This is a genomic window from Pseudomonas sp. IT-93MI4 (assembly GCF_949767635.1).
Lineage (GTDB): Bacteria > Pseudomonadota > Gammaproteobacteria > Pseudomonadales > Pseudomonadaceae > Aquipseudomonas > Aquipseudomonas putida_A.
Genome location: NZ_CATKPP010000033.1, coordinates 441,388 through 467,066 on the forward strand (window position 1 = coordinate 441,388; position 25,679 = coordinate 467,066).

At 59.7% G+C, this 25,679-nt stretch carries 24 protein-coding genes, 1 other RNA gene and 2 pseudogenes; 16 read left to right on the forward strand and 11 right to left on the reverse strand.

All coding sequences use genetic code 11. The features are described from left to right. Nucleotides 1-141 precede the first annotated feature (141 nt). Nucleotides 142-1,815, forward strand: a complete 1,674-nt coding sequence (gene recN / locus ACM6I7_RS16570) for a DNA repair protein RecN (RefSeq protein ID WP_346651665.1) — start codon at nt 142-144, stop codon at nt 1,813-1,815. A gap of 75 nt (nt 1,816-1,890) precedes the next feature. Here the strand turns inward: recN and fur are convergent, their stop codons facing one another. Then, nucleotides 1,891-2,295 carry a ferric iron uptake transcriptional regulator gene (fur, locus tag ACM6I7_RS16575; protein ID WP_003221515.1) on the reverse strand — a complete coding sequence of 135 codons (405 nt, stop codon included), beginning with the start codon at nt 2,293-2,295 and terminating at the stop codon, nt 1,891-1,893. Between the two features lie 97 nt (nt 2,296-2,392). Here fur and ACM6I7_RS16580 point away from each other — a divergent pair, with 97 nt between their 5' ends. Further along, entirely contained in the window at nt 2,393-2,920 is a 528-nt protein-coding gene (locus ACM6I7_RS16580) for an outer membrane protein assembly factor BamE (protein ID WP_027610774.1), read from the forward strand. A gap of 61 nt (nt 2,921-2,981) precedes the next feature. Here ACM6I7_RS16580 and ACM6I7_RS16585 read toward each other — a convergent pair whose 3' ends face one another. From ACM6I7_RS16585 to ACM6I7_RS16595, 3 genes are read right to left on the reverse strand one after another with little or no spacing between them, the layout of a single operon-like run. Further along, nucleotides 2,982-3,296, reverse strand: a complete 315-nt coding sequence (locus tag ACM6I7_RS16585; RefSeq protein ID WP_183784723.1) for an RnfH family protein — start codon at nt 3,294-3,296, stop codon at nt 2,982-2,984. Beyond that, complete coding sequence (locus ACM6I7_RS16590) at nt 3,289-3,723, reverse strand: type II toxin-antitoxin system RatA family toxin (RefSeq protein WP_003221509.1); 435 nt, start codon at nt 3,721-3,723, stop codon at nt 3,289-3,291. The genes ACM6I7_RS16585 and ACM6I7_RS16590 overlap by 8 nt, the downstream gene beginning before the upstream one ends. Nucleotides 3,724-3,730: 7 nt before the next feature. After that, complete coding sequence (locus ACM6I7_RS16595) at nt 3,731-5,134, reverse strand: sodium-dependent transporter (RefSeq protein WP_007961408.1); 1,404 nt, start codon at nt 5,132-5,134, stop codon at nt 3,731-3,733. A 119-nt stretch (nt 5,135-5,253) separates the two neighbouring features. Between ACM6I7_RS16595 and smpB the strand changes: the two genes are divergently transcribed. Next, a complete protein-coding gene (smpB, locus tag ACM6I7_RS16600; protein WP_003221505.1) occupies nt 5,254-5,736 on the forward strand; it encodes an SsrA-binding protein SmpB in 483 nt (160 codons plus the stop codon). Nucleotides 5,737-5,839: 103 nt separating this feature from the next. On the opposite strand, the gene ACM6I7_RS16605 is transcribed toward smpB, so the two are convergent. Continuing rightward, nucleotides 5,840-6,607 (reverse strand): GntR family transcriptional regulator, encoded by a 768-nt coding sequence (locus ACM6I7_RS16605; RefSeq protein WP_027610772.1) that lies wholly within the window; start codon nt 6,605-6,607, stop codon nt 5,840-5,842. Nucleotides 6,608-6,868: 261 nt separating this feature from the next. Here ACM6I7_RS16605 and ACM6I7_RS16610 point away from each other — a divergent pair, with 261 nt between their 5' ends. The 8 genes from ACM6I7_RS16610 to ssrA all read left to right on the forward strand — a co-directional run bounded on the left by ACM6I7_RS16610 (nt 6,869) and on the right by ssrA (nt 15,840). Beyond that, the gene (locus tag ACM6I7_RS16610; RefSeq protein WP_027610771.1) at nt 6,869-8,563 is read left to right on the forward strand and encodes a lactate permease LctP family transporter; all 1,695 of its coding nucleotides are present in this window, start codon (nt 6,869-6,871) and stop codon (nt 8,561-8,563) included. A 150-nt stretch (nt 8,564-8,713) separates the two neighbouring features. Next, nucleotides 8,714-9,538 carry a (Fe-S)-binding protein gene (locus tag ACM6I7_RS16615; protein WP_346651667.1) on the forward strand — a complete coding sequence of 275 codons (825 nt, stop codon included), beginning with the start codon at nt 8,714-8,716 and terminating at the stop codon, nt 9,536-9,538. Beyond that, on the forward strand, nt 9,535-10,989 hold the full coding sequence (locus tag ACM6I7_RS16620; RefSeq protein WP_285373938.1) for a LutB/LldF family L-lactate oxidation iron-sulfur protein: 1,455 nt from the start codon (nt 9,535-9,537) through the stop codon (nt 10,987-10,989). The genes ACM6I7_RS16615 and ACM6I7_RS16620 overlap by 4 nt, the downstream gene beginning before the upstream one ends. After that, the gene (locus ACM6I7_RS16625) at nt 10,989-11,660 is read left to right on the forward strand and encodes a LutC/YkgG family protein (RefSeq protein WP_097090466.1); all 672 of its coding nucleotides are present in this window, start codon (nt 10,989-10,991) and stop codon (nt 11,658-11,660) included. The genes ACM6I7_RS16620 and ACM6I7_RS16625 overlap by 1 nt, the downstream gene beginning before the upstream one ends. Further along, complete coding sequence (locus ACM6I7_RS16630; RefSeq protein WP_414888889.1) at nt 11,657-14,467, forward strand: FAD-binding and (Fe-S)-binding domain-containing protein; 2,811 nt, start codon at nt 11,657-11,659, stop codon at nt 14,465-14,467. Before ACM6I7_RS16625 ends, ACM6I7_RS16630 begins: the two co-directional genes overlap by 4 nt. Before the next feature lie 132 nt (nt 14,468-14,599). Beyond that, nucleotides 14,600-14,881, forward strand: coding sequence for a hypothetical protein (locus ACM6I7_RS16635; protein ID WP_027610766.1), 282 nt, complete (start codon nt 14,600-14,602; stop codon nt 14,879-14,881). Between the two features lie 197 nt (nt 14,882-15,078). Continuing rightward, on the forward strand, nt 15,079-15,354 hold the full coding sequence (locus ACM6I7_RS16640; RefSeq protein ID WP_027610765.1) for a hypothetical protein: 276 nt from the start codon (nt 15,079-15,081) through the stop codon (nt 15,352-15,354). Between the two features lie 96 nt (nt 15,355-15,450). Next, nucleotides 15,451-15,840, forward strand: a transfer-messenger RNA (tmRNA) gene (gene ssrA, locus ACM6I7_RS16645). Nucleotides 15,841-16,017: 177 nt separating this feature from the next. Here ssrA and ACM6I7_RS16650 read toward each other — a convergent pair. Together ACM6I7_RS16650 and ACM6I7_RS16655 are read right to left on the reverse strand one after the other, a co-directional pair. Next, nucleotides 16,018-16,647 carry a hypothetical protein gene (locus ACM6I7_RS16650; RefSeq protein ID WP_047291136.1) on the reverse strand — a complete coding sequence of 210 codons (630 nt, stop codon included), beginning with the start codon at nt 16,645-16,647 and terminating at the stop codon, nt 16,018-16,020. An 81-nt stretch (nt 16,648-16,728) separates the two neighbouring features. Further along, entirely contained in the window at nt 16,729-17,769 is a 1,041-nt protein-coding gene (locus ACM6I7_RS16655; RefSeq protein WP_414888891.1) for an EamA family transporter, read from the reverse strand. A 205-nt stretch (nt 17,770-17,974) separates the two neighbouring features. Here ACM6I7_RS16655 and ACM6I7_RS16660 point away from each other — a divergent pair, with 205 nt between their 5' ends. Continuing rightward, nucleotides 17,975-18,898, forward strand: a complete 924-nt coding sequence (locus ACM6I7_RS16660; RefSeq protein WP_027614119.1) for a hypothetical protein — start codon at nt 17,975-17,977, stop codon at nt 18,896-18,898. A 151-nt stretch (nt 18,899-19,049) separates the two neighbouring features. Here the strand turns inward: ACM6I7_RS16660 and ACM6I7_RS16665 are convergent, their stop codons facing one another. Beyond that, entirely contained in the window at nt 19,050-19,622 is a 573-nt protein-coding gene (locus ACM6I7_RS16665) for a GNAT family N-acetyltransferase (RefSeq protein WP_414888892.1), read from the reverse strand. Between the two features lie 142 nt (nt 19,623-19,764). On the opposite strand from ACM6I7_RS16665, the gene rimJ reads away from it, so the two are divergent. Continuing rightward, nucleotides 19,765-20,352, forward strand: coding sequence for a ribosomal protein S5-alanine N-acetyltransferase (rimJ, locus tag ACM6I7_RS16670; RefSeq protein WP_414888893.1), 588 nt, complete (start codon nt 19,765-19,767; stop codon nt 20,350-20,352). A gap of 30 nt (nt 20,353-20,382) precedes the next feature. After that, nucleotides 20,383-21,861 (forward strand): ArnT family glycosyltransferase, encoded by a 1,479-nt coding sequence (locus tag ACM6I7_RS16675; protein ID WP_414888894.1) that lies wholly within the window; start codon nt 20,383-20,385, stop codon nt 21,859-21,861. A gap of 76 nt (nt 21,862-21,937) precedes the next feature. Here the strand turns inward: ACM6I7_RS16675 and ACM6I7_RS16680 are convergent, their stop codons facing one another. Then, nucleotides 21,938-22,609, reverse strand: a complete 672-nt coding sequence (locus tag ACM6I7_RS16680) for a histidine phosphatase family protein (RefSeq protein WP_097090453.1) — start codon at nt 22,607-22,609, stop codon at nt 21,938-21,940. 288 nt (nt 22,610-22,897) lie between these two features. Here ACM6I7_RS16680 and ACM6I7_RS16685 point away from each other — a divergent pair. Further along, nucleotides 22,898-23,878, forward strand: a pseudogene (locus ACM6I7_RS16685) (methyl-accepting chemotaxis protein); the annotation flags it as partial. A gap of 309 nt (nt 23,879-24,187) precedes the next feature. Next, nucleotides 24,188-24,784: pseudogene (locus ACM6I7_RS16690) on the forward strand (methyl-accepting chemotaxis protein); the annotation flags it as partial. Nucleotides 24,785-24,871: 87 nt separating this feature from the next. On the opposite strand, the gene ACM6I7_RS16695 reads toward ACM6I7_RS16690, so the two are convergent. Together ACM6I7_RS16695 and ACM6I7_RS16700 are read right to left on the reverse strand one after the other, a co-directional pair. Continuing rightward, nucleotides 24,872-25,291: a type II toxin-antitoxin system VapC family toxin gene (locus ACM6I7_RS16695; protein ID WP_027614125.1), complete on the reverse strand. Its 420-nt coding sequence runs from the start codon at nt 25,289-25,291 to the stop codon at nt 24,872-24,874. Further along, entirely contained in the window at nt 25,288-25,533 is a 246-nt protein-coding gene (locus tag ACM6I7_RS16700) for a FitA-like ribbon-helix-helix domain-containing protein (protein WP_414888895.1), read from the reverse strand. The genes ACM6I7_RS16695 and ACM6I7_RS16700 overlap by 4 nt, the downstream gene beginning before the upstream one ends. Nucleotides 25,534-25,679: the final 146 nt, after the last annotated feature.

Genomic DNA, 25,679 nt, shown 5'->3' on the forward strand with positions numbered 1-25,679 from the left:
CTACAAAAAAGTGCTGCATTGTCATTCCCGCTCGGACTAAGCATTTGATCGGATCAAGCAAATCGAGCTAAGCGAGGGCATTGTCAGCCTGAAACAAAACACTGTATAAATAACCAGACCTAAAGCCTGGGAGCGGCCTTTATGCTGGTGCACCTGTCCGTACATAACTACGCCATCGTTGAACATCTCGATCTCGAACTCGATCGCGGGATGAGCGTGATCACAGGGGAAACCGGCGCCGGCAAGTCGATCATGCTCGACGCCCTGGGCCTGACCCTCGGCGATCGCGCCGACAGCGGCGTAGTTCGCCCAGGCGCCGACAAGGCCGATATCCTGGCCACCTTCGACCTGGTCGACATTCCCGAAGCCCATGCCTGGCTGGCCGAGCGCGATCTTGAAAGCGATGGTCCGTGCATCCTGCGTCGGGTGATCACCGCTGAAGGCCGTTCACGCGGCTATATCAATGGCACGCCCTGCCCGCTCGGCGATCTCAAGGCCCTCGGCGAGCTGCTGATCGATATCCACAGCCAGCACGAACACCAGTCCCTGCTGAAGACCGACACTCACCGGCGCCTGCTCGACGAATACGCCGGCGCTACCGATCTGGCCCGCCAGGTTCAACTCGCCGCGCAGCGCTGGCGTCAAACCCGCCAGGAGCTGGAGCGCCTCTCCAATTCTGGCGACGAACAACGCGCGCGCCACCAACTGCTCAGCTACCAGCTTGAAGAACTGGAAAACCTCGGCCTCGGCGACAACGAGCTGGAACAGCTGGAGCAGGAACACAAGAATCTGACCAATGCCGAAACCCTGCTCGGCATCTGCCGACAGGTGGTCGAGCAGTGCAGCGAAAGCGATTCCGGCAACGTACTGAATGCACTGACCGCCAGCCTCAATCGCCTGTCGAGCGTGAACAACTCGGTTGGCGCACTGGGCGAAGCCAGCAGCCTGCTGACCAGCGCGCAGATCCAGGTCGAAGAAGCCGTGGGCGAACTCAATCGCTTCCTTGACAACTTCGATGCCGATCCGGCGCGCCTGCAGTATCTGGAAGAACGCCTCGACGCAATTTACACCCTGGCCCGCAAGCACCGGATCCAGCCAACTGAAGTCGCCGAGATGCAGCAGAAGTTGCTGGATGAAATCGAAACCCTCAATGCCAATGACGAATCCATCGAGCGCCTGGGTGAAGAACTGGCGTCCTACGCGCGCCATTATCAAGAGAAGGCCCGAGAGCTGAGCGACTTGCGTCATCAGGCCGCCGGCAGCCTTGCCAGCGCCGTGGAGCAGGAAATCCAGCGCCTGGGCATGCCGGGCGGGCGCTTCACCATCGAACTGCGCGCCAACAGCAGCGACGAATTGCTACCCAACGGCTTGGAGCAAGTCGAGCTGCTGGTCAGCGCCAACCCCGGCCAGCCACTGAAGGCGCTGGCCAAAGTGGCCTCCGGCGGCGAGCTGTCGCGGATCAGTCTGGCGATTCAGGTGATCACCGCGCAGACCTCACGGGTACCAACCCTGGTATTCGACGAAGTGGACGTGGGTATCGGCGGGCCGACCGCCGAAATCGTCGGCCAGTTGTTGCGACGTCTTGGCGATCGCGGGCAGGTACTGACCGTGACGCACTTGCCGCAAGTGGCAGCGCAGGGTCATCAGCATTTGTTCGTGCACAAGGTACGGGGCGAACAAGCGACTCACACCGCCGTGTCCAAGCTGAGCAAGAACGACCGTATAGAAGAAGTGGCGCGGATGCTGGGCGGCATCGACCTGACCAAAGAGTCTTTGGCTCACGCAAAAAAAATGGTGGTTACCGCAAAAGTTTAAGCACAGCAGAAAGCACGAAGGCGACCCTTGGGTCGCCTTCGTTCGTTTCGCGAACCTGAAATTCGCGCGACATGCTTACTTTTTCTTGCGTACGTACAGCACCAGATTGTGATCTACCAGATCAACACCGTGCTCCTCGGCAATTGCCTTCTGGAGCTTTTCGATTTCCGGACTGACGAATTCGACGACTTCACCGGTTTCCACGTTGACCATGTGGTCGTGGTGGCCACCGTCGGCCAGCTCGAATACCGCGTGGCCACCGTCGAAGTTGTGACGGACCACGAGGCCAGCGGCTTCGAACTGGGTCAGAACACGGTAAACCGTGGCCAGACCAACGTCCTCGCCCGCTTCCATCAACGCCTTGTAGACGTCTTCGGCACTCATGTGACGCTGCTCGGTAGAATCGAGCATTTGCAGGATCTTGACCCGTGGCAGGGTCACTTTGAGGCCGGCTTTGCGTAGTTCGCTATTTTCAACCATGGTCAGCTTTCTCGCGATGCTGCTTCGCAGCTTCTCTTAATGCGGGTATGATCGGCGTTTACGTTGTCCCAGCCAAGATAGTGGAAGTCGCCCACCGATGCAAAACACCAAGCTCTTGCTAACCAGTTTCACCTTTGTGGGACTGCTCGCACTCGCCGGTTGTTCATTCCCCGGGGTTTACAAAATCGACATCCAGCAGGGCAATGTCGTCACGCAGGACATGATAGACCAGTTACGCCCGGGAATGACCCGTCGGCAAGTACGGTTTATCATGGGTAACCCTCTGCTGACCGACACGTTCCATGCCGATCGCTGGGATTATCTGTACAGCCTGCAACCTGGTGGCGGTGAACGCCAACAGGAACGCGTGAGTGTTAACTTCAACTCCAACGACCAGCTTGTCAGCCTGTCCGGTGACTTCATGCCGGGCGTGAGCCGTGACGAAGCCATTCTCGGCAAGGACAGTGGCACCAGCGTGACCGCCCCTGCTGAAAACGCCGAGAAGCCGAAGCCGGAACAACCAGCCAAACCAGGTTCCTTGCTGGATTCGATCCAGAAGGACGTGGACGGTGTTGAAACCGTTCCGGTTCCGACGCCTGAACCGCTGGACACCTCGCCGCAGTAATGTGCGAGGCAATAAAAAACCCGGAATTTCCGGGTTTTTTATTGCCTGCGATTTGGCCTATCTACTGATTTCGCGCCTTGGCTTCGGCAGCCTTGGCCGCCCGCAAGCGCCGAACCTCTTTCGGATCTGCCAATAGCGGCCGGTAGATCTCGATGCGATCCCCTGCCTGAATCAAGCGAACCTGTGAATCAGCCACCACCTTGCCGAAGATTCCCAGCGGACATTCGTTCAGGTCCAGCTCCGGAAATTCATCGCCAATACCTGACTTGAGCACCGTCTCACGCACTGTCGTCCCTTCAGGAACGCTCAAAGTGCGCAAGATCTGACGATCCACGGCGGCATACACCACTTCAATCTCGATCACCGGCTCAACCATGCATCTGCTTGGCACGCTGGCAGAACGCATCCACCAGCGTATTCGCTGCCTGATTGAACAGCGGCCCGAGCGTCGCGCGCACCAGCGGGCCGGCGTAGTCGAAAGACAGGTCAAGACTGATCTTGCAGGCCTTCTCGTTCAACGCCTTGAAGACCCAGACGCCATGCAGTTGGTTGAACGGGCCTTCTTCCAGGTTCATCTCGATCGATTGCCCCGGCACCAGCGTATTGCGCGTGACGAAGTGCTGACTCAGACCACCCTTGGCCACGCCAACGCTGGCACGCATGTGCTCGGGCGAGCTTTCCAGCACCTCGGCGGACGAGCACCACGGCAGGAATTCCGGGTAACGCGCGACGTCGTTGACCAGGTCGTAGAGGAATTGCGCCGGGTATGGCAGCAACGCCGAACGTTGAATATGTGTCGTCATGTAAGCGTTACTTCCAGAGCTGAGCGGCAAACACTACCAGAATGCCGATGGGCGCCACGTAGCGCATCAAGAACAGGGACAGGGCAAACAGCGCCGGGTTACGAATCGACAACTCGTCACGCACCGCCTCACGCCCCATCACCCAACCGGCAAACAGCACGAAGCACAGGCCTCCGAGCGGCAACATGATCCGCGAGGTGAAGAAATCAATCACGCCGAAGAAGTCCAGACCGCCTGCCGCCCCCCATTGGTAGAGGTGAAACAGCCCGCCATCGTTCACGAAAAATTTGGCTTCCTTCCAGATATTGAAGGAGAAAACCGTACCCAGACCGACGAACCAGCAGATGAACGCCAGCCAGAAAGTCACCCAGCCACGGCTGATTTTCGTGCGCTCAACCAAATAGGCAACCATCGGTTCGAGCAGGGAAATCGCCGAGCTCCAGGCGGCAATCGCCACCAGGACAAAGAACACCACGCCCATCAACTGGCCGAAAACCACGTTACCGAAGGCAAATGGCAGACTGACGAACATCAGGCCCGGGCCTTCGCTAGGGTTCAAACCGCCAGCAAATACAATCGGAAACAATGCCAGACCGGCCACCAGCGACACGAAGGTGTCGAGCAGTGCCACACCGACCACCGTGCCGGACAACGAGGCTTCCTTGGTCATGTAAGCGCCGTAGATCATGATCGAGCCGACGCCCACGCTCAGGGAAAAGAACGCATGGCCCATGGCGGGCAGCAAGCCGTCGAGGACTTTTTCCGGGTGGAAATCGAACATGAAATGCACGCCCTCCATGAAATGCCCGGTGGTCATGCTGTAACCCAGCAAAACCAGCACCATCACGAACAGCAGCGGCATCATGATCCGCAGACTGCGCTCAAGCCCGGCAACCACGCCTTTGGCGATCACCACGGCCGACAACAGCATGAAAACTGTGTGCCAAAGTGTCAGGCGCCAGGGATCGGAGATGACATTGCCGAAATAAGCGCCGACCTGCTCCGCCGTGGCGCCCTGGAAGTCGCCGCGCCCCATGTCGATGATGTAATCCAGCGACCAGCCGCCAACCACACTATAGAAAGACAGGATCAGCAACGCCGTGATCATCCCGGCAAATGCGCCCCACGACCACTTGCCCGAGTGCCCGGCTTCCAGCGCCAGCACCTTCAGGGCGTTCGCCGGACTCTGTCGTGCGCGGCGGCCGATCAGGGTTTCAGCCAGCATGACCGGGATCCCGATCAATGCGATGCAGGCCAGAAACATCAGCACGAAGGCGCCGCCGCCGTAGACCCCGACCATGTAGGGGAATTTCCAGATGCTGCCCAGTCCCACGGCCGAACCGGTCGCGGCGAATATGAAAACCCAGCGGCTAGCCCAACTGCCGTGGACAGAAACCTTGTCTGTCGACATTGAATATCACGCCCAAGCGTTAGAAAAAGAGGCCGCATTGTCCGGGATTCACTCAACGTGCTCAAGCACGCAGCATCACCGTAGCCGAGGACCGTTTATCTCCATATAATGCCGCCCCTATGGCTAAACAGAAGAAACACCCAACAGGGACCATCGCGCAGAACAAAAAGGCGCGACACGATTACTTCATCGAACATCGTTTCGAGGCTGGTCTGGTCCTGGCCGGCTGGGAAGTAAAAAGTCTGCGGGCAAGCAAGCTGCAACTGGTCGACAGTTACGTGCTGCTCAAGGATGGCGAAGCCTGGCTCCTCGGCAGTCACATCACGCCGTTGATGACCGCCAGCACCCACGTCATCGCCGATCCGACCCGCACCCGCAAACTGCTGCTCAACAAGCGCGAGCTGGAAAAACTCGCCGCTGCCGTGCAACAGAAAGGCTACGCCTGCGTGTGCCTGTCCTTCTACTGGAGCAAGCACATGGTCAAGTGCGAGATCGCTCTGGGCAAGGGCAAGAAGGAATACGACAAGCGTGACACCGAGCGCGAACGCGACGCCGGTCGTGAGTTGCAGCGCGCCGTGCGCAACAAGGGCAAAGAAGAATAATTTCTTCTGCCTGAAAAGATCGCAGCCTGCGGCAGCTTCTACAGGGAAAGACACATTCCTGTATAGGAGCTGCCGAAGGCTGCGATCTTTTTGCTTCTAAAAGCTACATCCCCTTGCGCCGCTCCGCCCGAGCCATGCGCTGAACCTCCTGCCGCACCTCCTCCAGCACCTCCTGCACATACAGAATGTGCCGACTGGAAACCTCCCGCGCCTGCTCCGCACGCCCCTCGATAATCGCCAGATAAAGCTCCCGGTGCTGAGAGATCAGCATGTCGCGGGTTTCCGTGCGCTGCTTGTACATGCCGCCAATGTTGGTCACCACGTTGCGCTTGAGCAGATCGAACAGACCGCGAATGGTGTGCAGCAGCACCGCGTTATGGCTGGCTTCGGCGATCGCCAGATGAAACTTCGCATCCGCCGCGCCCTCTTCTGCCCGGCTCACTTCGTCATGCCGCGTATAGCAATCCTGCAACTCATTGAACGCAGCAGTCAGACGCTCACGATCCACGTCCGTAGCGCGCAATGCTGCGTAATAGGCACACGATGCCTCCAGAGTATGCCGAAACTCCAGCAAATCACGCTGCGCCTCGGGATTGCTCTCCAGCAGCAATAGCAAGGGATCGCTGAAAGTCGAGCCGAGCGTTTCCACCACATAATTGCCGCCACCCTGGCGACTGACCAGCAAGCCCTTGGCCGCCAGTTTCTGAATCGCTTCGCGCAACGACGGACGCGATACGCCGAACTGCTCGGCCAAGGCGCGCTCGGCCGGAAGCCGTTCGCCGGACTTCAGCGTGCCCTCGAGGATCATCCCCTCGAGGCGCTCGACAATATCGTCAGACAAACGGCGCTGACGAATCTGATCAAACCCCATAACTCATTTCTCCACGATCCCGACCGCTCGCCGGGCTCTCTATTCTGGCCTATCGGCGCCCCGCCGACACCTGTCAGCGCACATTCGCCCGACCGGATCAGATGCCCTCTGCACCGCTTATTCGACAAAAGTTTCAGGGCGACAAATTGACACACCGTCATCAAGGCTTTTACCCTAGCCAACAGCGATTGTAAATTGGTATTACCAATTAACCAAGAACGCTGACAGTGCCTGACCAACAACAATTAGGGGCCACCCCATATGCAAACCTGGCAACAGCTCTATACCCCGCTCGGCAGTCTCGGCGTCTCCGCTCTTGCGGCCGTCATCCCCATCGTTTTCTTCTTTCTCGCGCTGGCGGTGTTCCGCCTCAAGGGTCACGTGGCCGGCAGCATCACGCTCGCCCTGTCGATTGCCGTGGCGATTTTCGCCTTCCACATGCCGGTCGACATGGCCTTCGCCGCGGCCGGTTACGGCTTTGCCTACGGTCTGTGGCCGATTGCCTGGATCATTGTCGCGGCGGTGTTCCTTTACAAACTGACGGTCAAGAGTGGTCAGTTCGAGGTCATTCGCAGTTCGGTGCTGTCGATTACCGACGACCAGCGTCTGCAGGTGTTGCTGATCGGTTTCTGTTTCGGTGCGTTTCTGGAAGGTGCCGCCGGCTTCGGCGCGCCGGTAGCGATTACCGCCGCGCTGCTGGTCGGCCTCGGCTTCAACCCGCTGTACGCCGCTGGCCTGTGCCTGATTGCCAACACCGCGCCAGTAGCGTTTGGCGCACTGGGCATTCCAATCATTGTTGCCGGGCAAGTGACCGGCATCGATGCGTTCAAGATCGGCGCCATGACCGGCCGCCAACTGCCACTGCTGTCGCTGTTCGTGCCGTTCTGGCTGGTGTTCATGATGGACGGCCTGCGTGGCGTGCGTGAAACCTGGCCGGCAGCACTGGTCGCAGGCCTGAGTTTCGCCGTGACCCAGTACTTCACTTCGAACTTCATCGGCCCGGAGTTGCCGGACATCACCTCGGCCCTGGCCAGCCTGATTTCCCTGACCCTGTTCCTCAAAGTCTGGCAGCCAAAACGCGCCGCCGGCCAACACATCGCTGGCGCCGTTTCGGCCTCGGTGGTGACCGCCAGCGCAGGAGGTTTCGGCCAGAAGCGCAGCACCGTGGCGTCGCCTTACAGCCTCTGGGAAATTTTCATCGCCTGGTCGCCATTCCTGATCCTCACCGTGCTGGTAACCATCTGGACCCTCAAGCCGTTCAAGGCCATGTTTGCCGCCGGCGGTTCGATGTACGCCTGGGTGTTCAACTTTGCCATCCCGCACCTTGACCAACTGGTGATCAAGACTGCTCCGATCGTCGCCACCCCGACCGCCATCCCGGCCGTGTTCAAACTCGACCCGATTTCCGCGACCGGTACCGCGATTTTCTTCTCGGCGCTGATCTCGATGCTGGTACTGAAGATCAATTTCAAAACTGGTCTGACCACTTTGAAAGAAACCTTCTACGAACTGCGCTGGCCTATTCTGTCGATCGGCATGGTGTTGGCGTTTGCCTTCGTCACCAACTACTCAGGGATGTCTTCGACCATGGCGCTGGTCTTGGCCGCGACCGGCGCAGCCTTCCCGTTCTTCTCTCCGTTCCTCGGCTGGCTGGGCGTGTTCCTCACCGGCTCGGATACCTCGTCCAACGCGCTGTTCAGTTCGCTGCAGGCGACCACCGCGCACCAGATCGGCGTCAATGACACCCTGCTGGTAGCCGCCAATACCAGCGGCGGTGTGACCGGCAAGATGATCTCGCCACAATCGATCGCCGTGGCCTGCGCCGCGACCGGGCTGGTGGGCAAGGAATCGGATCTGTTCCGCTTCACTCTCAAGCACAGCCTATTCTTTGCCACGATTGTCGGCCTGATCACTCTGGCCCAGGCCTACTGGTTCACCGGCATGCTGGTGCACTAAACCTATAAACAAAACGGAAATAACCGACGCCGGCTGGTGATTCCGGCGTCAGCAATTCACACCCCGGTCTGTAAGGCTGCTGAAAGCAAGGCTCTTTATATTCAGCAGCCGCCACAGACGGATAACCGGGCCCACCCGGAGACACGCCTGATGAGCGAGCTTTTTTACAACGCTGTGCCCAACGCCACTCGCGTCGCACCGCCACTGCCCGAACCTCGGCAATACCCCAGCGAGAAACCGTCGCGGGTCTATCTGTTCGGCACCTGCGTGGTCGACCTGTTCTACCCCGAAGCGGGGATGGACGCGATCCACTTGCTGGAGCGCGAAGGGATCAAGGTCGAGTACCCGCAAGGGCAGAGCTGCTGCGGGCAACCGGCCTACACCTCGGGTTACACCGAGCAGGCGCGGACGGTGGCGCGCGCGCAACTGGCGCTGTTTGCCGGGGATTATCCGGTGGTGGTGCCGTCGGGCTCCTGCGCGGGCATGTTGCGCGAGCATTACGCCGACTTGTTCAAGGACGAGCCGCAAACGTTGAAACAGGTGCAGGCCCTCGCGGCCCGCACCTATGAGCTGGCCGAGTTCCTGCTGTTCGTCTGTAAGGTGCAGCTCAAGGACAGCGGCGAGCCGGTCAAAGTCGCGCTGCACACCTCGTGTTCGGCACGGCGCGAAATGAACACCCACCTGCACGGCCGCGAGTTGTTGGCGCAGTTGAGCAACGTGGAACGGGTCAACCACGACCACGAAAGCGAATGCTGTGGCTTCGGTGGGACATTCAGCGTCCGTATGCCAGACATTTCCGGCGCGATGGTGGCGGACAAGACCCGGGCGTTGAAGGATTCCGGCGCGCACAAAGTGTTGAGCGCCGACTGTGGCTGTTTGATGAACATCAACGGCGCATTGGAGAAACAAAAGGAAGCGCTGCGCGGGCAACATCTCGCCAGCTTTCTGTGGCAACGAACCGGAGGTGCGCTATGAGCACCTCGACGATTATTCCTACGGTTGCCGTAGAAGAAGATTTCCGCACCCGAGCACACAACGCCCTGGGTGATCAGCAGCTACGGAACAACTTCCGCACTGCGATGGATTCACTGATGACCAAGCGGGCAGCGGCTTTCAGCGATGCCCACGAAAGAGAACACTTGCGCGCCCTGGGCAACTCGATCAGGGCGCGTGCGCTCTCCAAGTTGCCGGACCTGCTCGAGCAACTGGAACAGAACCTGACCCGCAACGGTGTGACAGTGCACTGGGCGGAAACGGTGGACGAGGCCAATGGCATCGTCCTTTCGATCATCCGCGCTCACGAGGCGCGGCAAGTGATCAAGGGCAAATCGATGGTCAGCGAAGAGATGGAGATGAACCATTTCCTCGAGGCTCAAGGTGTTGAATGCCTGGAGTCCGACATGGGGGAATACATCGTCCAGCTCGACCACGAGAAGCCTTCACACATCATTATGCCGGCGATCCACAAGAATGCCGGTCAGGTCGCGTCCTTGTTCCACGACAAACTTGGCGTGGAGTACACCAAGGACGTTGACCAACTCATTCAGATCGGTCGCAGAGTCCTGCGGCAGAAATTCTTCGAAGCGGACATCGGCGTCTCCGGCGTCAACTTCGCCGTCGCCGAAACCGGCACCCTGCTGCTGGTGGAAAACGAAGGCAACGGGCGCATGACCACCACCGTGCCGCCGGTGCACATCGCCGTCACCGGCATCGAAAAGGTCGTGGAAAACCTGCGCGACGTGGTGCCGCTGTTGTCGCTGCTGACCCGCTCGGCGCTGGGCATTCCGATCACCACTTACGTCAACATGATCTCTGGCCCGCGCAAGGCGCATGAACTCGACGGCCCGCAAGAAGTGCATTTGGTGCTGCTCGATAACGGTCGCAGCCAGGCCTTTGCCGACAGCGAACTGCGCCAGACCCTCAACTGCATCCGCTGCGGTGCCTGCATGAACCATTGCCCGGTTTACACCCGCGTCGGAGGCCACACCTACGGCGAGGTGTATCCGGGACCGATCGGCAAAATCATCACGCCGCACATGGTCGGTCTGGCGAAAGTCCCGGATCACCCGAGCGCTTCGTCGTTGTGCGGTGCCTGCGGTGAAGTGTGCCCGGTGAAAATTCCGATCCCTGCCCTGCTGCGGCGATTGCGCGAAGAAAACGTCAAAGCCCCGGACAGTCCGCATCCAGTGATGCGCGGCCAAGGCAGCAAGTATTCGCGCAAGGAACGTTTCATCTGGAACGCGTGGGCGAAACTCAACAGCTCGCCGACGTTGTATCGGTTGTTCGGTTTCTTCGCCACGCGCCTGCGTGCGTTAACGCCGAGCAATGTCGGCCCGTGGACACAAAACCACAGCGCACCCAAACCCGCCGCCCGCTCACTGCACGACATGGCCCGCGAGCATCTGGGCAAACAGGGAGATCGCTGATGAGCGCCAAGCAAAATATCCTCGCCAAGCTACGGAAAAGTCTGACCGGCACCACACCGATTGCCGACGACTTCGACGTCGATCTGGTGACCCAGCCTTACACCTACAGCGCCGAGCAACGCATCCCGCAACTGCGAAAACTGATGGAAGCGGTCCACACCGAGATCCATCTGACTACCGGCGCAGACTGGCCGACGCTGCTCGCGCAGTTACTGCGTGACCGTCAGTTGCCAAGCCTGCTGATCGCACCGACTACGCCCCACGGGCAGCGCATCACACAACATTGGGCGAATAATCCTGATCTGCCGACGCTGAAGTCCTACAACCGGCCGATGGAAGAATGGAAAGCCGAGCTGTTCAACGACACCCCGGCCAGCCTCACTGGCACCCTCGGTGCCATCGCCGCCACCGGCAGCCTGATCCTCTGGCCCACCCGTGAAGAACCGCGACTGATGAGCCTGGTGCCGCCGGTGCATTTCGCGCTGCTCAAGGCCAGCGAAATCCGCGACAACTTCTATCAGGTGCAACAGGAATTCGAGTGGGCCCAAGGCATGCCGACCAATGCGCTGCTGGTGTCCGGACCGTCGAAAACCGCCGACATCGAACAAGTGCTGGCCTACGGCGCACATGGCCCGAAAGACCTGGTGGTACTGATCCTGGAGGACCAATGACGCTTCCGGTGAATTTCCTGCGTGATGCGCAGCAACTGATTCCAGCGGAGCGCCGTTTTGACGATCCGCTGTCGACCTTGGCCTTCGGCACCGACGCCAGTTTTTATCGGCTGATTCCCAAACTGGTGATCCGCGTCGAATCCGAGGACGAAGTGGTGGCGCTACTGAAACTGGCCCAGCGCGATCAAGTCCCGGTGACCTTCCGCGCCGCTGGCACCAGTTTGTCCGGGCAGGCGATCAGCGATTCGGTGCTGATTGTGCTGGGGGATAACTGGAACGCTCGCGAGATTCGCGGCCAAGGCCTGCAGATTCGCCTGCAACCGGGCGTGATTGGCGCACAGGCCAACGCGTGGCTGGCACCATTCGGGCGCAAGATCGGCCCGGACCCGGCGTCGATCAACGCTTGCAAGATCGGCGGCATCGTCGCCAACAACGCCAGCGGCATGTGCTGCGGCACCGCGCAAAACACCTATCACACACTGGCCGGAATTCGCCTGGTACTCGCCGACGGCACCCGTCTCGACACCGAAGACGCCGCCAGTGTCGCCGCTTTCCGCGTCAGCCACAGCGATCTGCTGGAGCGCCTGGCAACATTGGGCCGCGAGACCCGCGCCAATGCCGAACTGGCTGCGCGAATCCGCCACAAATATCGTCTGAAAAATACCACCGGTCTGTCACTCAACGCCCTGGTGGATTTCGACGAGCCTGTGGATATCTTGAGCCACCTGCTGGTCGGTTCCGAAGGCACGCTTGGCTTCATCAGCGCGGTGACCTATGACACGGTGATCGACCATCCGAACAAGGCCTCGGCGCTGATTGTGTTCCCGGATGTGGAAACCTGCTGCAACGCGGTCACCGTGCTGAAAAGCCAACCGGTGTCGGCGGTGGAATTGCTCGATCGGCGCAGTCTGCGTTCGGTGCAGGACAAACCAGGCATGCCGGATTTCGTACAGCACCTGTCGAATAATGCCTGCGCGCTGCTGATCGAATCCCGCGCCGCCTCTTCCACTTTGCTGCAGGAACACCTGGCGCAGATCATGGCTTCGTTGACCCGTTTCCCGGTGGAGAAACAGGTCGATTTCACCGAAGATCCGGCCGAGAACGCCAAGCTTTGGGCCATCCGCAAGGACACCTTTCCCGCCGTCGGCGCCGTGCGCAAAACCGGCACCACGGTGATCATCGAAGACGTGACCTTCCCGGTCGAACAACTGGCCATCGGCGTCAATCGCCTGATCGCGCTGTTCGACAAACACGCCTACGACGAAGCGATCCTTTTCGGACACGCACTGGAAGGCAATCTGCACTTCGTCTTCACCCAAGGCTTCAACAGTCCGGAAGAAGTCGCACGCTATCAGGCGTTCATGGACGACGTGGCGCAACTGGTGGCGGTGGAGTTCGGCGGTTCGCTCAAGGCCGAACACGGCACCGGGCGCAACATGGCGCCGTTCGTTGAGCTGGAATGGGGCAGCGATGCCTATCAGTTGATGTGGCAGCTCAAACGTCTGCTCGACCCCAACGGCATCCTCAACCCCGACGTGGTGCTCAGCGAAGATCCGCAGATCCACCTCAAGCACCTCAAGCCGCTGCCGGCGGCTGACGAGATTGTCGATAAATGCATCGAGTGCGGCTTCTGCGAACCGGTCTGCCCGTCGAAAGGTCTGACCCTCAGCCCGCGCCAGCGCATCGTGATCTGGCGTGACATTCAGGCGAAGAAACGCGCCGGCGTTGACACCACCGAGCTGGAACAAGCCTACGAGTACCAAGGCATTGAAACCTGTGCCGCGACAGGCTTGTGCGCGCAGCGTTGCCCCGTAGGCATCAATACCGGCGAACTGGTGAAAAAGCTCCGCGCCCGTAACGCCACGCATCAGAAAACCGCTGACTGGATCGAAGGAAATTTCGCCAAGACCCTGCAAGGCGCACGCTTCACCCTGCACGTGGCCAACGGCGCACGGATGTTGCTTGGCGCAACGCGCCTGGCGAAGCTGTCGGCAACCCTGACGCTTTTGTCCAAGGGGCAGGTGCCGCTGTGGACCAACGCGATGCCGCAACCGGAAAAAGCCATTCGCTTCAGCCCGAGCGTGTCCGACGAACGCCCACGCGTTGTGTATCTGGCCGCCTGTGTTTCACGGGTGATGGGCCCGGCAGCCGGCGACAAAGAGCAGATGTCGCTGTACGACAAGACCCGTGGCCTGCTGGAAAAGGCCGGTTACCAAGTGGTGTTCCCGGACAATCAGGACAACCTCTGCTGCGGTCAGCCGTTTGCTTCCAAAGGCTATGCCGAACAGGCCGAGCACAAGCGTCAGGAATTGATCAGCGCGCTGCTGCACGCCAGTCGCGGTGGACTCGATCCGATCTATTGCGACACCAGCCCGTGCACCTTGCGCCTGGTGCAGGACGTGGGAAATGTTCGCCTGGATCTGTATGACCCGGTGCGCTTCATCCGTACGCATCTTCTCGATCGACTGGAGTTCACCCCGCAAGAAGCACCGATTGCAGTTCATGTGACCTGCAGCACGCAGCATCTGGGCGAAAGCCAGGCGCTGATCGAACTGGCACGCAAATGCAGCAAAACCGTGGTGATCCCGGAAGGCATCCATTGTTGCGGGTTTGCCGGTGATAAGGGTTTCACCACGCCGGAGCTGAACAGCCACTCGCTGCGCACACTCAAGGACGCGGTGCAGCATTGCAGCGAAGGCATTTCCACCAGCCGCACCTGTGAGATCGGCCTGACGCAGCACGGCGGCATCGACTATCACGGACTGGTCTATCTGGTGGATCGGGTCACTCGAGCGAAGGCCTGCTAAAAGAAAGTTAGAACCCTTGAGCGAGGCGGTAGTCCACAGAACAAGCCCCGAACACGCGGGGCTTTTCCTCCTTTCGCTGGCCTGCTCTGACGGTCAGCGAGAGTCTGGATTCCTCAGTGCAAGGAGATACTCATGAAGCATTCTGTACTGTTTGGTCTGTTCGTTACTGCCTCGATGATGGCTTCTACTTCGTTCGCCGATGGCAAACCTGCCGACTTGTGCGAGGCGAATCTGCAAAAGATCGAAAGCGCCAAGACGCAATATCAGACGTCGCCGGATCTGAATTCGCGCGTCTCGGCAAGCGTCAGCAAAGCCCAGGCCCTCAAGGCTCAGGGCAGGATCGACGACTGCCTGGCGGAAACCCAGCAAACCCTTCTGGTAATCCAGAACTCGACGGGTGATACCAAGAAATAAACCTCGGGACGACCAGTCTTCAGGTGGCGTGATGCAGCGCGGTTCGGGTTGACGGGCCACGATGTAAAAAAAACCGAATTCCTGCGTGCGGCCGCGGTCGATTGAACAGGCCCACTACCATACACGGCCTGTTACGACCTCGGCATCGCCGCCAGACCGTCCGGCAGCACCGAGACCAACCGTTCAAGGAGATACCCATGAAGCATTCTGCAATTGCTGGATTGTTCATCGCTGGTGCCCTGCTGACGTCGCCGGTGTTTGCGGCAGACAAAGACCTTTGTGCCGGGAATCTTCAAACCATCAAAGACTTCGTTACCAGTCAGCCGTCAATTCCCGAGACGTCCATGAACAACGTCAAGGAAGCGCAGAAAAAAGCTGAAGACGCGCAGGCGGCCGGCAATGACAAGGATTGCGTTGAGGTCACCTCTTCCTTGATAACCAAAATGCAAATCCGCAATCCAACGCGCAATTGATATGCCACGAGGCCAACCTTCGGGTTGGCCTCGCCGGCCGTTTGGCGTACACTGCGCAGGCTTGTTGCCTCACCTGATGTACGAGGCAATGAGTTCGGGGCCGATTAGGATTCGACGCCGGTGACGAAACTTTAGGTGCATGCCGACTTGGTAACAGAAGTCGTAAATCCACTGTTGCAACTTCTTATAGTTGCCAATGACGACCAATACGGTGCTGCTCTCGCTGCTTAATTGCAGCTGACATGCACTCCTGGTGCCTTCGGGCCCAGCAATCATCAGGGGATGTCTGTAAACCCGAAATGATTGTCATATAGAACAGAATCGCCGTGCAGTACGTTGTGGACGAAGCGGCTAAAACTTACACAACTCGCCCAAAGCACCCTGCCCGTCGGGTCGCTGAGGGTTAACTTAATAGACACGGCTACGCATGTAGTACCGACAGCGGAGCACTGGCGGACGGGGGTTCAAATCCCCCCGGCTCCACCAACTCTCGACGACAAAGCCCGCCTTGTGCGGGCTTTGTCGCATCTGGACATCAGCCAAACCGGCCACACAAGCCCACAGCCTGCAAGCGATCGAACTCGATAACCCCGGCAATGCTCTGCCTACTCACAAAAAAGGACGACACGATGTCGTCCTTTTTCGTACCCGCATTCATCAAAATCAATGAACCGCGCTGAGCAAATCCGGGCGGCTGGATTTGAGCATAGCCTCATTGACCTTGCCTTGAATCGAGCAGGTAAACATCCCCTTGCTGCCAGTCGTCAGCTCTTGCGGAGCAGGCTCGATCAGGAACACGCGCTCGGCACTGTCGACAACCAGCTTGCCCGCCGTTGCGGATGGGTCTTCCGGCTGCCAGTTGGATTTGCCGTGGGACCAGATTTCCGCGCGTGCGTAGAGTCCCTGCGACATGTCCATACGCGGCCCGCCCGCTTTTTCCAACTGGGTGTGGAGTTCATTCGGCGTCTGTTTGGCGTAGAACCCCCAACTGATGATGCGAGTGCCCATCAGGTCTGTATCTTCGGCGTAGAAGCCGGTCAACGACATGCCGTCAATTTCGACCGGCTTGGCGAACATCCAGCGCTGCCCCATATCGCTCTTGGTGCCGCCGGACAATTTGATCTGGCCATTTTCGACCGTGCTCGGCACCAGATCCTTGAACAAAGGTGATTGCACGACTGCCAGGGAGTGATCGTCACAAGCGGCAAACGACGCCACCGGCGAAGGTGCAGCGGCAACGCTGAAAGCAGAAAAAAGGGCCGCAATGGGCAACAACAGGAAAATTGGTTTCATGGAATGACTCGAATGAAAGACTGAAGAAATCGACAGCGACGATATCACAATGACATCAATCGACAGACTTCAGAGTTTCAATCAATGCCGATGCCGATGATGCACATCCGGAAAATGCGCATGACTGTGCCGCATCGGCGTGTGCACATGCGGATGGCTATGCGGCTCCACCCCATCCCACTCAACCCCATGCGTATGTTGATGATGCTCATCGTGTGTATGCCGATGATCATGCTCAAGCGGTTCGTGCTGATGCTCATGAACATGGTTTTCCATCAGATGAATCCATACCCCCACGGCCATTAACGCCGCTGCGAGCAGGAACATCAGCGATATCGACTCGCCGAGCAGCAGAATCGAGATGCCTGCGCCGAGAAACGGTGCGGTGGAAAAGTAGGCGCCGGTGCGTGCGCTGCCGAGGCCGCGCAGGGCGAGGACGAACATTACCAGGCTGACGCCGTAGCCGAGAAAGCCGACCAGCATGATCGGCACCAGCGAGGTGGCGGCGGGTAGTTGGCTGCCAATGAACAGGGCCAGTATGCAGTTGACCAGACCGGCCACGAGGCCTTTGCTGCCGGCGATGAACAGTGCATCCGAGGCAGACACCTTGCGCGTCAGGTTGTTGTCGATGGCCCAGCAGAAGCAGGCGAAAGCGACGGCCAACGGGCCGCTCCAGTCTTGCGCCGAGACGGCCTCTTGTGGCCAGGACAGCACGACGCCACCGGCGACGATGGCGAGCATGCCGATCACGATTCGTCGGTCGGCATTTTCCTTGAACACCACCCACGCCAGCAGCGCCGTGAGCACGGACTCGAGGTTGAGCATCAGTGACGCGCTCGCGCCGGACGTTCGGGTCAGACCGAACATCAGCGCCACCGGCGCCAGCACTCCGCCGAAGCCAATGGCGCCGAGCAGCCATGGCCATTCACCGGTGCCGAGCCCGGAAGGCTTCCAGCCACGATCGCGGACAAAACGCAGGGCGCTCAAGCCCAGACCGCTACCGAGATAGAGCAACCCGGCCAGCAGAATCGGCGAAACCTGTACCCCCAACAGTTTGGCGAGAGGCGTACTGGCGCCAAACAGCGCCGCCGCAATCAATGCGTGGAGAACGCTCACATTCATGCTGGGATCACTCGCTGGGGCCGATGGAATACCGACGCCCATCATCGCAAAACTCAGGTGAGAATTATGTGAACAGCTGATTCGTGTCAGCGAACATCAACTCTGGCACGTGCTCAAATCCAGCAACATTTAATCCGCGCAATCTCTGGGCGGTCACTCGAAGCAGGCTCTATGCTGCGAACATCGAGATGTAATGGAGTTGAAGATGAAGAGCTGGATTGCCGTAGCGCTGGCCGCGCTGATTTCCTTGTCCGTCCATGCGGCCGACGCCCCCACCGTGCGCGTCGAGCCGATCGCGTTCACAACCAGTGCCGACAGCATCCAGCGCAAACAGTCGATCAAGGGGGACCAGACCGCGCAGTACACATTCAACGCCAAAGCCGGCCAGATACTGACCGTCGACTTCAAACCGTCCAACACCTCCGCTTACTTCAACATCCTCGCCAAGGGTGCCGATTACGCGCTGTTCAACGGCTCGATCATGGGCAATCACTTTCTCGGTCCACTGCCCGGCGATGGCGAGTACACGGTTCAGGTCTACCTCATGCGCAACGCCGCCCGGCGTAATGAAGTGGCCAACTATCAGTTGTCGCTGAGGCTGGTCAATGGCGATGCCATCAGCCGGCAGCAGCCATTCGACCAGACGCTGGAATTGCACGGCATCGCTTTTCACGTCAGCACCGAGCAGGTCGATGGCAAACCGACGCTGCGTATCGCTCCCAAGGGGCTGGAGATCGACAACACGGTCATCAGCCAGGCGCTAACGGGTGATGTGGTACGCGCCGAAGTCGCCGACATCAATAACGACGGCTCCCCCGAACTCTACGTTTTTACCCGCTCGCCCGGGCGCGGCATGCCGGGCGAACTGATCGCCTATTCAGCCAACAACAAGAAATCCCTGAGCGCAATCTACTTGCCTCCGGTCAGCGACAACCCGAAGACCGCGTCGGGCTATCAGGGCGAGGACTCGTTTGCGGTGGTGGAAAGCACCCTGGTGCAACGTTTCCCGGTGTATGACAGTGCCGACGCTGGCGCCGGGCGTACTGGGAAGATGCGTCAGGTTCAGTACAAGTTGGTGGCGGGTGAAGCCGGGTGGATTTTGCGCGAGGACAAGGTCACGGAATTCTGAAATGACCTGGCTCGTTACGGCCGACCCGGAAGCCGATTTCGCCGCGGATCATCTGCCCTGAGGCATTGCAGAGCGGTCGCTGCCGAGATGAATTTTTCTTCACTGCTCAGGCTCGATCAACACGGTACAGTCCGCTCGCTCATTCAAGAAACTACGGTTCGCCCGCGCTCTCCCGCGGGCTTTTTTTTGCCTGGCGTTTGCTGCCGAAGCGATACACCCAAGTGTCCTGCACGCCGTGCTGCTGCGATTGCCGCGCCTGTGGGTGAACCCTGATCAGCGCAAACCCCGCCGCTTCAGCCAGACGCTGACTGCGAGCGTTGGCCGACGATGTGGTCAGGTAAAAGGTGAACTCCGGCAGGCGCCTGACCAGTTGCTGCAGTACTTCGCGCATGTAGCCCTTGCCGGCAAACGCGCTGTTGGCCCAATAACCGACGACATAACGCTTGCGTCGACGCGGCACGAGGCCGATGCAGCCAACGACGGCTTGTTCGTCTTCAGTCACGATGAATAAGCGCCGCTCACCGGTCTCGCTGGCGAAATCAGCCCGCGCTTGCAGCATGGACGAAAGCGCCCGCTCCTCACTGGTGTGTTCAACCGCCCACTCGAGAAAAGGCGCATGCTCGTGGTAACTGGCGTTCAGCGCCTCCCGCACCGGAGCGACCAGCGCTGGGTCCGGCGCCCGAACACGCAGCGCCAACCCGTTCACCGTCAATGCAAATTCCATTGCTTGTTCCTCCAATCCCGGAAATGCCGCAGTCGATAACCCTGTGCACTCAACCAAAGAAATTTACAGAGCGCCAGCGCGGTTTGTTTTTTTCCATCTCCTAGGCAATCCTGTCCCTCGATCCTGCCAACCGGAGCGCCCGATGTCACTGCTGAGCCTGCCCTGCCAACGCCTGACGCTCGCCATCCTCGCCCCGGAACAGGCCGAGCTGGAAAGTGACTTTTATGCACGCAACCAGCGCCATCTCGCCCCCTGGTCGCCGATTCGCACCACCGAATACTTTTCTACCGAACAGATTCGTCGACGCCTTGAAGTTCAGGCCAGTGCTTTCGAGGCCGGGCTGGCGATGCATTTCGCCCTGCTGACGCCGGATGGCCAACAGATGATCGGCGCGTGTAATTTCAGCGGGATCATTCGCGGCGCGTTTCAGGCGTGTTATCTGGGTTATCACATTGACCACGCGCATCAGGGTCAGGGTTTGATGCAGGAAAGCTTGGAGGCTGGCATCGGCTACATGTTCGACACGCAGAACCTGCACCGGATCATGGCCAACTACATGCCCGGCAACGAACGCAGTGCGCGCTTGCTGGAGCGCCTGGGTTTCGAGCGCGAGGGCTACGCCAAGGCGTACCTGAATATCGCCGGGCGCTGGCAGGACCATGTGCTGACGGCGCTGGTCAATCCGCTGTTTGAAACGCCGGAGAAGCGTTGGTCGCGTCAACTGGCGTGAGTTTCACAATTTGTTAAGCATTGGCGAAGTATGCTCAAGGCTCCTGCCCTTTCCGGTTGCCTGAAATCCATGCCGCGTGCCGCCACTTCACTGTTTCTACTCGCCGCCCTGCTGTTTTTTTTCGCTTTGGGTAACCACCAGTTGCAAGGCTCTACCGAGGCCCGGGTCGCCGGGATCGCCATGGAGATGCATCTGGACGATGACTGGGTGACGCCGCGCCTGTTCGGCGAACCGTTTCTGGAAAAGCCACCGCTGAGCCTGTGGCTGGACGCCGGCGCCATGCGCGTGTTCGGTGTTTCGCCATGGGCGGTGCGGCTGGCGTCGGCGGTGGCCGGGCTGCTCAGCGTGATGCTGCTGTACGGCATGTTGCGCCGCTTCGGACGCCCGCAAGCGGTCGCCTGGACAGCGGGAATTCTGCTGGCAACCATGGCCAGCTACTGGAGCAACGTGCGCGGGGTCGGCGAAGATGCGCTGCTGGCGCTCGGCGTGACCACGGCGCTGCTGGCGTTCTTTCAGGCACAACGCGCACCGAACGCGGCTAACTCGCTGCTGTTTATCGTCGGCATCGCCATCGCCACGTTGAGCAAGGGCGTGCTGGGACTGGCGATGCCCGGCGTGGTGATTTTTGCCTACCTGCTGGCCGACAACCTGATCGACAAACGCCTGAAGGTCGGCGCCTGGCTGCGTCCCGGCCTGCTCACGGTAGTGGGCCTGATTCCGTTGCTGATCTGGCTCACCGTGCTCTATCAGCGCGGTGGTTCGCACGCTGTCGCTGAAGTGCTGCTGACCAACAGCGTCGGTCGCTTCAGCGGCTCGTTCGTCGAGGCCGGGCATTACGAGCCGTTCTATTACTACCTCGCCAAACTCCCGGAAGCGTTCCTGCCGTGGAACATTCTGGTGTACCTGGGGCTGTGGCATTTCCGCAAGGAGCTGAAGGCCAACCGCTATCTGCTGTTTTTCAGCCTGTGGATCGTCGCGCAGTTCATCATGCTGACCCTGGCCTCGAGCAAGCGCACGGTGTACCTGATGTCGATGACCCCGGCGGCGGCGGTGATCGCCGCTGAGTACGCACGCGTGTTGTTCGAGCGCTTGCAGGCGCGTGAAAACGCAGACCGCTTCATCGGAAAAGTCGCCCGCCATCGTCAGGCGATTGCCGCAGGATTGCTCACGGTGGTGATCGCCAGCTACCTCGGCGCCGCGCAGTGGGCACTGCCCAACGCCGACAAGGAGTTGTCGTTCCTGCCTTTGACCGAACACATTCAGAGCTTGCAGGCCAACGGTCAGCGGGTCGCACTGTTCCAGGCCAATGAACGGGTCGGCGGCGCCAGCGTGTTCTACACGCAACGCGTGCTCAAGGGGCTGGATACTGACGCGCAACTGCACGACTTCCTCAGCGCTTCCCCCTCGAACGTCGCGGTGATCTCGGCAGACAGCGAACCCGCCGCACCGCTCAAAGTGCTCAAGACCATGATGGTTGGGCGTCAGGCGTACTACTTCGTCGGCTACTGACGACCCTCCGCCAGACAATAAAAAACCCGCCGTCACTGGCGGGTTTTGTTTGCGCTGCCGCTTGGCAAACGTCGGTTCATCGGGTGCTCACTGAGTGCCAGTCGGAGGCTTCGATGAAGCCAAGCACCCGCGGGTCCGCTTTGTTTGCGGCAGACACAAACAGTGAGGAACCGTAGCCAGGGTCAGAAATCGGTGTATTCAAGTCCTTTTCCAGCTCCGCCATGCATTCGCTGTGGGTCACCAGGATCAGGTTGCGCCCCGCAAGCTTGTGCGCCAGCGCTTCCTGCAGGATGTGGCCCTTGCAGCTGATTAGCCAATCTTCGCCGCTGGCCGCGCGGTTGAACATGTAACTGGCGGTCTGCACGGTGCGCAGCATCGGGCTGTTGTAGATGTCGGCGTTATTCAGGCCCAGATGTTCAAACTGTGCACCGACACCGACCGCAACACTACGCGAGCGGTCGGTGATGCCGTCGTCGCCACTCAGGCACGGCGCCGGCGAGTGATCACAGCGCTCGACGTGACGCACCAGCACAATCATGTCGCCCTTGGCCCATCCGGCCGCCAGTGCACGGTCGCCGGACACATTGCCATGGGCCAGGTCCGGCACCGCCGCCGGGGCGAGCAGCCACAAGGTAAGCGGGATCACCAGCAGCAACGCGGCGAGCACCACCCAGGTATTGCGATAGCGGGCCAGTCCGCTCAGAGAAATCGAGCGTTTGACGCCGAACAGACTCAGTCTCAATTCCACATCGGGCCGCCTCGTCGGCATCCATCACAGTCAATTCGATGCGGCGAGGGTAGAGAGACGGGCGTAAGTGACGAGTGAAACGCATGTGAAAAAAGTCTTGAAGCGCCCTTGTTACAAATTCCGTCGGACAAAAACCTTTCAGCTCTCGTGTTTGCGGCCGATACAGACCTGCTAACACCCTTGCTGGCTCAAAAAAACAACAATCTTCCAGCCTGACCGACGATCAAGTAGCTCTACGTTCCTGGAGGAATTGTGATGAATAGCTGGTTCGGCAACATCAGCGTGAACATGAAATTGGGCCTGGGCTTCGGCCTGGTCCTGGCCCTGACCTGCGTGCTGGCCCTGACGGGCTGGACCAGCCTCGGCGGCCTGATTGACCGCAGCAACTGGATGAGCGACATCACCCAGCTCAATGCCGGTCTGACCAAGCTGCGCGTGGTCCGCCTGCAATACATGCTGACCAACGGCGACGAAACCGCCGCGCAGAATGTACAAACCACCCTCGAAAGCTTCGCCGCGCAACAACAGGCGCTGATCAACAAGTTCAAGAGCCCGGAAAACGTCAAACTGCTGAAAGAGCAGGCCGCGACTATCGCCGAATACCAGACCTCGCTGAACAAGATGCGCAACGCCTACCGCACCGGCAACAGCGCCCGCGACGTGATGGGCACTAACGCCGACACCGCTTACAACCTGATCGAAACGATCAGCAAGCGCGTGCAGCAAATGGACATGAGCGAGCAGCGCTTCGAGCAGTTCCAGGCCATCACCCAGGCCAAGGAAGCGTTCATCCTGGCGCGCTATGAAGTGCGCGGCTACACCGCCACCACCAACGCCGAAACCGAGCAGAAAGCCGTCGGCCAACTGGACGCAGCGATCGCCAGCCTCAAGCAACTGAACGTGCATTTCGCCGCCACCCAGCAAGACGCCCTGCGTCAGCTGGAAACCGCTTTGACCAACTACCGCAGCGCGTTACAGGCGTACAAGAACGCCAACAGCGAAGCGGTGCAGGCGCGTAAGGAGATGACCGATCAGGGCACCGCGATCGTCAACACCAGCGAGCAGCTGTACCAGATCCAGCTCGACCGCCGTGACATCGAAAGCGCCCAGGCCCGTACCTTCCAGCTGATCAGCACCCTGCTGGCGCTGTTGGTCGGTGTGATTGCTGCAGTGATCATCACCCGTCAGATCACCCGTCCGCTGCAGGAAACCCTGGCCGTGGTCGAGCGCATTGCCAGCGGCGACCTGACCCAGAACGTCACCGTCACCCGCCGCGACGAACTCGGCGTGCTGCAACAAGGCATCGCCCGCATGGGCGTGACCCTGCGCGACCTGATCAGCGGCATCCGCGACGGCGTCACCCAGATCGCCAGCGCCGCCGAAGAACTATCGGCCGTGACCGAGCAGACCAGCGCCGGCGTGAACAGCCAGAAGGTCGAGACCGACCAGGTGGCCACCGCCATGCACGAGATGACCGCCACTGTGCAGGAAGTCGCGCGCAACGCCGAAGAAGCCTCGCAAGCCGCAGCCGCCGCTGACGGCGAAGCCCGTGAAGGCGACAAGGTGGTCAACGAAGCCATCGCGCAGATCGAGCGTCTGGCCAGCGAAGTGGTGCGTTCCACCGAAGCCATGAGCGTGCTGCAACAGGAAAGTGACAAGATCGGCAGCGTCATGGACGTGATCAAAGCCGTGGCCGAACAGACCAACCTGCTCGCGCTCAACGCCGCGATCGAAGCGGCGCGTGCCGGTGAAGCCGGGCGTGGGTTTGCCGTGGTCGCCGACGAAGTCCGTGGTCTGGCCCAGCGCACGCAGAAATCCACCGAAGAAATCGAAGGTCTGGTCGCCGGTCTGCAGAACGGCACCCAGCAAGTGGCCGCCGTGATGAACAACAGCCGCGCCCTGACCGACAGCAGCGTGGCCCTGACCCGCAAGGCTGGCGACTCCCTGGAGAACATCACCCGCACGGTGTCGAATATCCAGTCGATGAACCAGCAGATCGCCGCCGCGGCCGAACAGCAAAGCGCCGTGGCCGAAGAAATCAGCCGCAGCATCATCAACGTGCGCGACGTGTCGGAACAGACCGCCGCGGCCAGTGATGAAACCGCAGCGTCCAGCGTTGAACTGGCGCGCCTGGGCGGTCAGTTGCAGCAGATGGTCAGCCACTTCCGCGTCTGACCTCAGTCAGCGCCAAAGGGTAAATCCAATCGCGGGCAAGCCCGCGATTGCGTCAGTCCAGTCAGCCCATACTCACTGCCCCAACGCTCACACCTCCCACGGATTCATCACTTCCACTCCCGAGAACTGAAAGTCCTTCACGTTCCGCGTGGCGATTGCCGCACCATGAGCACGGCAGATTGCGGCTATCTGCGCATCAGCCATCGACACCGCCCGCCCCTTTGCTTCGCAATCTGCGACGAGTGACGCGTACTCGACTGCGGCATGCGCATCGAACGGCAAAATGCGTCCAGCGAAGTCTTCCTCGAACATAGCCATCGCATGAGCTTGAAGATTCTGTTTGCGTTTGCCTGAGGGAAGTCGGGCGATGCCGTGGAGTATCTCAGCCACCGTTATCGCACTGATGGCCAGATCCATGGCGGGCTGCGCATCAACCCAGGCCAGCACCCTGGCTTCAGGTTCGATACGCATAAACTCTGAAAGCACGTTGGTATCGAGCACTATCATTCAGAAAAATCCACCCCGGTGGCTTTCTCTAAGCGCTCTGGCAGATCAAGTTCTGCTCCGCCGAGAGCACTGAATCTGTTGCGTATCCGGCTTCCAAGTCCGCCGGCACGATCCACCGTTGCCAAGGCTCGACCGAGAATCAGGCGCGCCTCTTCCTCCATGGAGTGTCCGTTGTGTGCAGCGGTGATACGCAACTGTTCCTTGAGCTTCTCGTCAAGGTTTCGAATGGTGATGCTGGCCATGACGCCTCCTGCAATCAATGAAATCATTGATTGCAGGCTAGCACATCCGTTCCGGCTCACACCGGGCAATCTTCCGAACGGCCATTCTTACTGCAGCAGATGGTCAGCCATTTCTGCGTCTGACCTTCACCTCTGCGCTGAACGAA